The organism is Variovorax sp. TBS-050B, from assembly GCF_029893635.1.
Classification (GTDB): Bacteria; Pseudomonadota; Gammaproteobacteria; order Burkholderiales; family Burkholderiaceae_C; genus Variovorax.
On record NZ_JARXYR010000002.1, the window covers coordinates 4,441,534 to 4,450,762 of the forward strand.

Genomic DNA, 9,229 nt, shown 5'->3' on the forward strand with positions numbered 1-9,229 from the left:
GCCACATCTCCTTCGTCCTGCGAAAGGCAAACCCATGGCCATCCACGAGCTTTTCCCGTACCTGTGCGTGCACGATGCAGCGGCCGCCGTCGACTTCTATTGCGAGGTCTTCGAGGTCAAGGAGCTCTTCCGGCTCACCGAGCCCAGCGGCCGCATCGGCCACGTGGAGCTGGACTTCGGCAATGGCGCGATCCTGATGATCTCCGACGAGTTCGCCGAATACGGCATCCGCAGCGCGAAGACGCTGGGCGGCAGCGCGGTGACGCTGCACCTGCATGTGGACGATGCCGACACGGTGGTGGCGCGCGCGGTGGCGGCAGGCGCAACGCTCGACATGGCGCCGCAGGACCAGTTCTACGGCGAGCGCTCGGGCGTGTTCCGCGATCCCTTCGGCCACCGCTGGAACGTGGGCCACAGCATCGAGAAGCTCACGCCGGAGGAAATGCAGCGGCGCTACACCGCGATGTTCGATCCTGCCGGCTGAGGATCAGCGACGGTTCAGACCGACCACTTTTCCAACAGCTTCTCGGGACCCAGCGAGTCGTAGCCCTCGAAGGGCTGGTGGATCCAGGGGTTGGTCGCAAGGTACTCGACCGAGTAATCGGGCGTGAAGGTCGACAGCGCCTTGGTCCAGAGCACCGCGCTGCGCAGCTCGGTGATCGGCCGGTAGTTGTTGCGCAGCATGTCCATCACCGCATGCAGCGTGTGGCCCGAGTCGGCGAGGTCGTCCACCAGCAGCACGCGGCCGGCGATCTCGCCCTTGGGCGTGGTGATGTAGCGCGCGATGTCGAGGTGGCCCTGCACCGTGCCGGCGTCGGCGCGGTACGAACTGGTCGACATGATCGCGAGCGGCTTGTCGAAGATGCGCGAGAGCACGTCGCCCGGGCGCATGCCGCCGCGCGCGAGGCACAGGATGGTGTCGAACTGCCAGCCCGACTGGTGCACCTTGATCGCGAGCTTCTCGATCAGGTTGTGGTACTCGTCGTAGCTGACGTAGAGATGCTTGCCGTCTTCGGTCAACATGATTCTTGGGTTTCCTCTCAGTCAGCGAGATACGGGTGGCGCATCATGATCGTGTGATCGCGGTCGGGGCTGGTCGAGACCATGTGGATCGGCACGCCAGTGATCTGCTCGATGCGCTGCAGGTAGAGCCGCGCGTTGATCGGCAGCTTGTCGAACTGGGTGACGCCCACGGTGCTTTCGCTCCAGCCTTCGAGAGTCTCGTAGATCGGCGTGCAGCGCTCGATCTCGTCGGCGCCCATCGGGAGGATGTCGGTCTTCTCACCGTCGAGTTCGTAGCCGGTGCACAGCTCGAGCTTCTCGAGGCCGTCGAGCACGTCGAGCTTGGTGATGCACAGCCCGGAGAGGCCGTTGACCTGCGCCGAACGCTTGAGCAGCGCGGCGTCGAACCAGCCGCAGCGGCGGCTGCGGCCCGTGGTCACGCCCTTTTCGGCGCCGACGGTGCTCATGTGGTAGCCCGGGGTGCCGGGCGTGGCCCAGTCGAGCTCGGTCGGGAACGGACCGCCGCCGACGCGCGTGCAGTAGGCCTTGGTGATGCCGAGGATGTAGTGCAGCATGCCCGGCCCCACGCCCGAGCCGGCAGCGGCGTTGCCGGCCACGCAGTTGCTCGAGGTGACGTACGGATAGGTGCCGTGATCCACGTCGAGCAGCGTGCCCTGCGCGCCCTCGAACAGCAGGTTGGCGCCGGCCTTGTGCGCGTCGTTCAGTTCGCGCGACACGTCGGCCATCATCGGCTTGAGCAGTTCGGCGTGGCGCATCGCCTCGTCGAACACCAGGTCGAAGTCGATCGCGGGCGCGCCCAGCACCTGCGTCAGCACATGGTTGTGCAGGTCGAGCAGCACGCGCAGCTTGGTCGCGAAGCGCTCCGGATGCTTGAGGTCCTGCACGCGCAGCGCGCGGCGGGCGATCTTGTCCTCGTAGGCCGGGCCGATGCCGCGGCCGGTGGTGCCGATCTTCTCGATCCCGCCCTTCTCGCGGTAGGCCTCGCGCGCGATGTCGAGCGCGGCGTGGAACGGCAGGATCAGCGGGCAGGCCTCGCTGATGCGCAGGCGCGAGCGGACCTCGACGCCGGCCTTCTCGAGCCCTTCGATCTCCTCGAACAGCTTGGCGGCCGAGAGCACCACGCCGTTGCCGATGTAGCACTTGACGCCCGGGCGCATGATGCCGCTCGGGATGAGGTGCAGCGCCGTCTTCACGCCGTTGATGACCAGCGTGTGGCCCGCGTTGTGGCCGCCCTGGAAGCGGACCACGCCCTGGGCGCTCTCCGTCAGCCAGTCGACCAGCTTGCCTTTGCCCTCGTCGCCCCACTGGGTGCCGACGACGACCACGTTTCTTCCGGTGGTTACGCTCATGCTCGTTCCATTACTTCAAAGATTCAGAGGGCTCGGACCTGCCACTGCCCGGCTTGCTCGACGAGCTCGCGGTCGCAATGGAATTCATCGATCTCGCTGCCGTGGCCCGGCAGCACGCAGACCACGACTTCGCCCGCGCTGCGCAGCGCGGCGATGGCCTCGCGCAGGCCGGCCGCGTTGCTCCAGGGGGCTCGGATGGCGGCGCGCAGCGGCCGTGCCGGCAGCACGCCGACCAGTTCGCGCGCGTCGAGGCTGAAGCCCACCGCGGGGCGGTTGCGGCCGAACACGGCGCCGACCTCGTCGTAGCGGCCGCCGCGCACCAGCGCATCGGCCGCGCCGGGTGCATAGATGCCGAAACGCATGCCGCTGTAGTAGGCGTAGCCGCGCATGTCGGCGAGGTCGAAGCTGATCTGGCGCCCCGCATGGCCCTGCAGGCTCGCGGCAAGCTGCCGCAGTCCGGCCAGCGCCGCATCGACCGCGGGCGTGCCCTTGAGCGCCCTGGCGGCTTCGTCGAGCACGGCGGCGTCGCCATACAGATTGACCAGCGCGCGCAGCCCGTCGCGCGAGGCAGCCGGGAAATCGCGCGTGAGCGCATGCAGTTCGCTCGCATCCTTGGCGACCAGCGCTGCATGCACGCGCGCCAGCACCGCCCCGTCGACCGGCACGCCTGCGAACAGCGCACGCACGATGCGCGCATCGGCCAGGTCGACGATCAGGCCCTTGTCCAGGCCCGCGGCCTGCAGGCAGTCGAGCGCGAGCAGCAGGGTTTCGGTGTCGGCCTCGAGGCCGGCGTGGCCGTAGATCTCGGCGCCGAACTGCAGCGGCTCGCGCGTGGCGTGCGGCCGGTCGGGGCGGGTGTGGAGCACCGGCCCGCAGTAGCACAGGCGGGCCACGCCTTCGCGGTTCAGCAGGTGGGCGTCGATGCGCGCCACCTGCGGCGTGGTGTCGGCGCGCAGGCCCATGCTGCGGCCCGAGAGCTGGTCGACGAGCTTGAAGGTCTGGAGGTCGAGCGCCTCGCCGGTGCCCGACAGCAGCGACTCGAGGTGTTCGAGCAGCGGCGGCATCACCAGCTCGTAGCCGTAGCCGCGGGCGGTATCGAGCAGCTGGCGTCGAAGTTCTTCGATGTGGCGCGCCTCGGAGGGCAGCACATCGGCAATGTGATCCGGGAGGACCCAGGCGGACATGGGGATCGGGGGCGTGGTTAAACCGGAATTCTACCGGGCCCGCGCCATGGCCCGTTAACAACCCGTCCTAGAAGATCAAAAGCAGGACCAGGCCCAGCAGGATGCTGCACAGCCCGAAGAAGCGCAGCTGGCCGTCGCGCAGCTGCATGAGCTGGCCGAAGCCGCGCCGCCAGCCGCTCGGCGACACGAAGGGCAGGATGCCCTCGATCACCAGCACCAGCGCCAGCGCGCTCCAGAACGTCTCGGCGCTCACGACCCGGGGCGCCGGGTCAGCGGCGCGGCGCGTTGCCCGCCGGCGTGCCGGCGCTCTGCATGGCGCGGAAGAAGTCCGACGAGGGATCGACCACCATCACGTCGCTCTTCTTGTTGAAGCTCTGCTTGTAGGCCTCGAGGCTGCGGTAGAACTGCGCGAACTGCGGATCGCGGCCGAAGGCCTCGCTGTAGAGCGCTGCCGCCTGGGCGTCGCCCTCGCCCTTGATCTTCTGTGCATCGCGATATGCGTTGGCGACGATCACCTCGCGCTGGCGGTCGGCGTCGGCGCGGATCTTCTCGCCCTCGGCATAGCCGGTCGAGCGCAGTTCGTTGGCCACGCGCTTGCGTTCGGCCTCCATGCGGCGATAGACCGACTCGGTGATCGCCTCGACGTAGTCGACGCGCGTGATGCGCACGTCCACCACGTCCACGCCCCAGGGCTTGGACCCCTTGACGACCGCGAGCACCTCGCGCTGCACGTCGCTCATGAGCGCCTCGCGGCGCACCGAGATCAGGTCGCGCACCGTCCGCTTGTTGATGTTTTCCTGGAAGGCGTTGCGCACCACGCGGTTGAGCTGCATGGCGCCGGCATTCTCGTCGAGGCCGACGTTGCGGATGTACGCCTGCGGATCGGTGATGCGCCAGCGCACGTACCAGTCGATCACCACGCGCTGCTTCTCGGCCGTGAGCATGGGCTCGGTGTCGAGGCTGGAGAGCGTGAGCAGCCGCTTGTCGATGTACGACACGTTCTGGAACGGCGGCGGCAGCTTGAAGTTGAGGCCGGGCTCGGTGATGACCTGCTTGATCTGGCCGAGCGCATACACCACGCCGAACTGGCGCTGGTCGACCACGAAGAGCGTGGAGCTCAGCAGCACCAGCAGCACGAGGATCGACGAGCCGATGAATCCGATTCTGTTCATGTTCTTCTTCCTGCCCTGTTCATCAACGCACGTCGCGGTCGCGCGAACGGCCGTCGCGGCCGCGGTTGTCGCCCGCGGCGGGCGCCACGGGGATCACCGACGATTGCGGCGGCGCGGTGCCGGCCACGCTGGGACTGGCCGCGTCGACGGGCGTCACCTGGTTGGCGCCGCTCTGCTGCATCAGCTTGTCGAGCGGCAGATACAGGAGGTTCGAGCCCTGCTTGGTGTCGACCAGCACCTTGGTGGTGCTGGCATAGATCTGCTGCATGGCGTCGGTGTACATGCGGTCGCGCGTGACCTGCGGCGCCTTCTGGTACTCGGCCAGCACCGAGGCAAAGCGGCCGGCATCACCCTGCGCCTGCGCCACGATGCGCGCCTTGTAGGCCTCGGACTCTTCCTTCAGGCGCGAGGCCGTACCCGTGGCGCGCGGCACCACGTCGTTGGCGTAGGCCTGCGCTTCGTTCTTGGCGCGTTCGCGTTCCTGGCCGGCCTTGAGCACGTCGTCGAACGCGGCCTGCACCTGTTCGGGCGGCCGCACGCCGCCCTGCTGCAGGTTGATGCCGACGACCTCGACACCCACCTTGTAGCGGTCGAGGATGGTCTGCATGAGCTGCCGCACGCGCGGGGCGATCTGGTCGCGCTCCTCGGCGAGGGCGGCATCCATCTTCATCTTGCCGACGACTTCGCGCACCGCGGTCTCGGCCACCTGCACCACCGTGTCGCCGGGCGTCTTGCTCTCGTAGAGCCAGGCACGCGCATCGCTCAGGCGGTACTGCACGGCGAACTTGATCTCGACGATGTTCTCGTCCTCGGTCAGCATGGCCGACTCGCGCAGGCCGGTGGAGCGCACGATGGCGTCACGGCCGACGTCGGTCGAGCGGATCTGCGTGGTCACGACCACTTCATGGCGCTGGATCGGATACGGCAGGCGCCAATTGAAGCCCGCGCCGACGGTCGCCTTGTAGCGGCCGAACTGGGTGATGACGGCCTGCTGGCCTTCGTTCACGATGAAGAAGCCGGTGCCGAGCCAGATCAGGAGCGCCACCACCGCGACGAGCCCGATGCCGAAGCCGGCGTTCTTCATGTCGGGCTTGTAGCCGTTGCCGCCGCCGCTCGGGCCGCCGGGACGACCGCCGCCGCCACCGCCCTTGCCGCCGAAGAAGCCGCCGAGCTTGCGATTGAGGTCGCGCCAGAGTTCATCGAGGTCGGGCGGGCCCTGGTTCGGCCCCTGCCCGCGCGGACGGTTGCCGTTGCCGTTGTTGTGGCCCGAAGGCGGCGGCATGGGTGCGCCCGGCGGGTCCGCGTCGGGAGGCCGGCTGCCGTTCGGGCGATCGCCGTTGGAGGCGGGCTCGTCGCCACGGCCCCATCGGCCATCGTTCAGGTTGAACATGCCCAGAAACCCTCTCCGCGCTGGCTTTGCATTCATTCGCTTCGTTCTCTTGTCAGTGGCGGGATTGTGCCCAATCCATGGGCGGCATCGTGCAATTCAGTGCCCGCTTCAGGGGTCATCGTACCGTCGAGCGCGCCGGACCGGCGCGCCAGCTCGGCGCGCAGCAGCGGCAGCCCCTCGCCGGTGCGGGCGCTCAGGAAGATGCGCGGAACCTGCACGCCCTCGATTTCCATGTCGTCCTGCAGATGCAGCGGATGCTGCGTGCTTTCAAGGGCATCGAGCTTGTTGAACACCAGCAGCTGCGGAATCGCGTCGGCGCCGATCTCGTGCAGCACCGACTGCACCTCGGCCATCTGTTCGGGATAGTGCGGGTTCGAGGCATCGACCACGTGCAGCAGCAGGTCGGCATCGACCGCCTCCTGCAGCGTGGCCTTGAACGCATCGACCAGGCCGTGCGGCAGGTCGCGGATGAAGCCGACGGTGTCGGAGATCGAGACCTGGCGGCGCCTTCCGTCCTCGGTGTTGCCGAGGTAGAGGTTGCGCGTGGTGGTGTCGAGCGTGGCGAAGAGCTGGTCGGCCGCATAGGCGCGCGCCTTCACCAGCGCATTGAACAGCGACGACTTGCCGGCGTTCGTATAGCCGACGAGCGAAATGTTGAAGGTGTCGCGGCGCTCGCGCTGGCGGCGCTGCGTGCCGCGCTGCTTCTGCACCTTGGCGAGGCGATCGCGCGTGCGCTTGATCGACTCGGCGATCATGCGGCGGTCGAGTTCGATCTGCTTCTCGCCCGGGCCGCCGCGCACGCCGGCGCCGCCGGTCTGGCGTTCGAGGTGGGACCAGCGGCGCACGAGGCGCGTGCTCAGGTACTGCAGGCGCGCCAGTTCGACCTGCAGCTTGCCCTCGTGCGAGCGCGCGCGCTGGGCGAAGATCTCGAGGATGAGGAAGGTGCGGTCGTACACCGCGACGTCGAGCTGGCGTTCGAGGTTGCGCTGCTGCGCCGGGCTCAGCGACTGGTCGAAGATGACTTCGCTCGCCTGGTGCATGGCGGCGAGCTCCTTGATCTCGTCGGCCTTGCCGCTGCCAACGAAGAGTGCCGCGTCGGGGGCCTTGCGCTTGCACGTGAGGCGTGCGACGGGATCGAGGCCGGCGGTCTGCGCGAGCAGGCCGAGTTCCTCGAGTTCGCTGTCGAAATGGGGCAGCCCGAAATCCACGCCGACGAGAACGGCGGCGCCTTCCTGGCGGGGGTTCAATTCAGACAAGCGGGGTCAATAAGGAAAAAGCGCGGCGGGGTTGCCGCCGCGCTCCGCGCGATCAGGCGGCGGCGTCGTCGTTCTCGTTGGCCGAGAAGTTGACGGCACGACCCGGCACGATGGTGGAAATGGCGTGCTTGTAGACCATCTGTGTCACCGTGTTGCGAAGCAGCACGACGTACTGGTCGAAAGACTCGATCTGGCCCTGCAGCTTGATACCGTTCACCAGATAAATGGAAACCGGCACATGCTCGCGACGCAGGGTGTTCAGAAACGGGTCTTGTAGAAGTTGCCCTTTATTGCTCACGATATTCTCCGTGTTCAAGAGTAGTTGTTGGAGCGATGAACCTTAACACAGGGTTTCCGCGCCGCAGCAGCAGGCATCAAAAGCCTTTGAAAAATAACGGCACTGAAAAAGCGGAACTTTCGCCCCAGCGACCGCTCTTCGGCCGCCATCGGCCGCCAAGCGCCCTCACTCGTCCTTCTCTGCAAAGGGGTTCTGCGAGCTCTTGAACTGGATGCGCAGCGGCGTGCCGACGAGGTCGAATTCCTTCCGGAAGCGCCCCTCGAGGAAGCGCTTGTACGCCTCGGTCACATGCTCCAGCGAATTGCCGTGGATCACGATGACCGGCGGGTTCATGCCCCCCTGGTGGGCGTAGCGCAGCTTGGGGCGGAACATGCCCGAGCGCTTGGGCGCCTGGAACTGCACCGCCTCGAGCAGCAGGCGGGTCAGCACCGGCGTCGACATCTTGCGCGTGGCCGACTTGTGGGCCTGCGCGATGGCCTGCCACACGGGCCCGAGGCCCTGCCGCTTGATCGCGGAGATGAAATGCAGCGCGGCGAACTTGAGGAAAGGCAGCCGGGTCTCGATCTGCCGCTGGACCTGCTCGCGCTGGTAGCTGTCGACCGCGTCCCACTTGTTGACGGCGATCACCACCGCGCGCCCGCTCTCCAGGATGTAGCCGGCGATGTGCGCGTCCTGGTCGGTCACGCCCTGGGTGGCGTCGAGCAGCAGCAGCACGACGTTGGCCGATTCGATGGCCTGCAGCGTCTTGACCACGGAGAACTTCTCGATCGCCTCGAACACCCTGCCCTTGCGGCGCAGGCCCGCGGTGTCGATGAGTTCGAAGCGCTGGCCGTTGCGCTCGAAGGGCACGCTGATGGCGTCGCGCGTGGTGCCGGGCATGTCGAAGGCCACGAGCCGCTCTTCGCCGAGCCAAGTGTTGATCAGCGTGGACTTGCCCACATTGGGCCGTCCGGCCACGGCCAGCTTGATCGGCTTGTTGACGTCGTCCTCGTCGGCTTCGTCGTCGGGATCGGGCAGGTTCAGCGGCGCCAGCGCGAGTTCGACCAGGCCGCGGATGCCCTGCCCGTGCGCGGCCGAGATGCCGTGCACGTCGCCGAAGCCGAGCTCGTAGAAATCGACCAGCTTGGTGCCGTCGTGCATGCCCTCGGCCTTGTTGGCCACCAGCAGGCAGGGCTTGCCGAGACGGCGCAGCTCGTTGGCGATCTCGTGGTCCTGCGCGGAGAGGCCCTCGCGGGCGTCGACCACGAAGATCACCACGTCGGCCTCGGCCACGGCCTGGCGGGTCTGCTTGGCCATCTCCTTGAAGATGCCGCTGCCCGCGTCGGGCTCGAAGCCGCCGGTGTCGATGACGATGAATTCGTGCTTGCCCAGGCGGCCGTTGCCGTAGTGCCGGTCGCGCGTGAGCCCCGCGAAGTCGGCGACGATGGCGTCGCGCGTCTGCGTCAGGCGGTTGAAGAGGGTCGATTTGCCGACGTTCGGACGCCCGACCAGGGCCACGACCGGCTTCATGGCCGGCCTTTCAGGGGCACGGTGTTCATGGTCGGGCCTTGCAGAAGA

Annotated in this window: 10 protein-coding genes; 1 reads left to right on the plus strand and 9 read right to left on the minus strand. The window is 67.5% G+C overall.

Going from position 1 to position 9,229, the window contains the following annotated elements:
* The first annotated feature begins 34 nt into the window (after positions 1-34).
* Positions 35-484, plus strand: a complete 450-nt coding sequence (locus M2165_RS23695; protein WP_280817019.1) for a VOC family protein — start codon at positions 35-37, stop codon at positions 482-484.
* Between the two features lie 14 nt (positions 485-498).
* Here the strand turns inward: M2165_RS23695 and M2165_RS23700 are convergent, their stop codons facing one another.
* The 9 genes from M2165_RS23700 to der all read right to left on the minus strand — a co-directional run bounded on the left by M2165_RS23700 (position 499) and on the right by der (position 9,181).
* Positions 499-1,023, minus strand: a complete 525-nt coding sequence (locus tag M2165_RS23700; protein WP_280817020.1) for a phosphoribosyltransferase — start codon at positions 1,021-1,023, stop codon at positions 499-501.
* Between the two features lie 17 nt (positions 1,024-1,040).
* The gene (locus M2165_RS23705; protein WP_280817021.1) at positions 1,041-2,372 is read right to left on the minus strand and encodes an adenylosuccinate synthase; all 1,332 of its coding nucleotides are present in this window, start codon (positions 2,370-2,372) and stop codon (positions 1,041-1,043) included.
* A gap of 23 nt (positions 2,373-2,395) precedes the next feature.
* Positions 2,396-3,556, minus strand: coding sequence for an ATP phosphoribosyltransferase regulatory subunit (locus tag M2165_RS23710; RefSeq protein ID WP_280817022.1), 1,161 nt, complete (start codon positions 3,554-3,556; stop codon positions 2,396-2,398).
* Positions 3,557-3,623: 67 nt separating this feature from the next.
* Positions 3,624-3,809, minus strand: coding sequence for a DUF2065 domain-containing protein (locus tag M2165_RS23715; RefSeq protein WP_280817023.1), 186 nt, complete (start codon positions 3,807-3,809; stop codon positions 3,624-3,626).
* Positions 3,810-3,825: 16 nt separating this feature from the next.
* Positions 3,826-4,728: a protease modulator HflC gene (hflC, locus tag M2165_RS23720; RefSeq protein ID WP_280817024.1), complete on the minus strand. Its 903-nt coding sequence runs from the start codon at positions 4,726-4,728 to the stop codon at positions 3,826-3,828.
* Positions 4,729-4,750: 22 nt separating this feature from the next.
* Positions 4,751-6,118 (minus strand): FtsH protease activity modulator HflK, encoded by a 1,368-nt coding sequence (gene hflK / locus M2165_RS23725; protein ID WP_280817025.1) that lies wholly within the window; start codon positions 6,116-6,118, stop codon positions 4,751-4,753.
* A gap of 32 nt (positions 6,119-6,150) precedes the next feature.
* Positions 6,151-7,374, minus strand: coding sequence for a GTPase HflX (hflX, locus tag M2165_RS23730; protein ID WP_280817026.1), 1,224 nt, complete (start codon positions 7,372-7,374; stop codon positions 6,151-6,153).
* A 52-nt stretch (positions 7,375-7,426) separates the two neighbouring features.
* Positions 7,427-7,690: an RNA chaperone Hfq gene (gene hfq, locus M2165_RS23735; RefSeq protein ID WP_172438262.1), complete on the minus strand. Its 264-nt coding sequence runs from the start codon at positions 7,688-7,690 to the stop codon at positions 7,427-7,429.
* 147 nt (positions 7,691-7,837) lie between these two features.
* A complete protein-coding gene (gene der / locus M2165_RS23740) occupies positions 7,838-9,181 on the minus strand; it encodes a ribosome biogenesis GTPase Der (RefSeq protein ID WP_280817027.1) in 1,344 nt (447 codons plus the stop codon).
* Between the last annotated feature and the right edge of the window lie 48 nt (positions 9,182-9,229).

What these genes read in the sequence shown, in the direction of transcription:
- M2165_RS23700 (WP_280817020.1), bottom strand. Translation starts at nt 1,023, where the DNA reads ATGTTGACCGAAGACGGCAAGCATCTCTACGTCAGCTACGACGAGTAC.
- hflK (WP_280817025.1), bottom strand. Translation starts at nt 6,118, where the DNA reads ATGTTCAACCTGAACGATGGCCGATGGGGCCGTGGCGACGAGCCCGCC.
- der (WP_280817027.1), bottom strand. Translation starts at nt 9,181, where the DNA reads ATGAAGCCGGTCGTGGCCCTGGTCGGGCGTCCGAACGTCGGCAAATCG.
- M2165_RS23695 (WP_280817019.1), top strand. Translation starts at nt 35, where the DNA reads ATGGCCATCCACGAGCTTTTCCCGTACCTGTGCGTGCACGATGCAGCG.
- hflC (WP_280817024.1), bottom strand. Translation starts at nt 4,728, where the DNA reads ATGAACAGAATCGGATTCATCGGCTCGTCGATCCTCGTGCTGCTGGTG.
- M2165_RS23710 (WP_280817022.1), bottom strand. Translation starts at nt 3,556, where the DNA reads ATGTCCGCCTGGGTCCTCCCGGATCACATTGCCGATGTGCTGCCCTCC.
- M2165_RS23705 (WP_280817021.1), bottom strand. Translation starts at nt 2,372, where the DNA reads ATGAGCGTAACCACCGGAAGAAACGTGGTCGTCGTCGGCACCCAGTGG.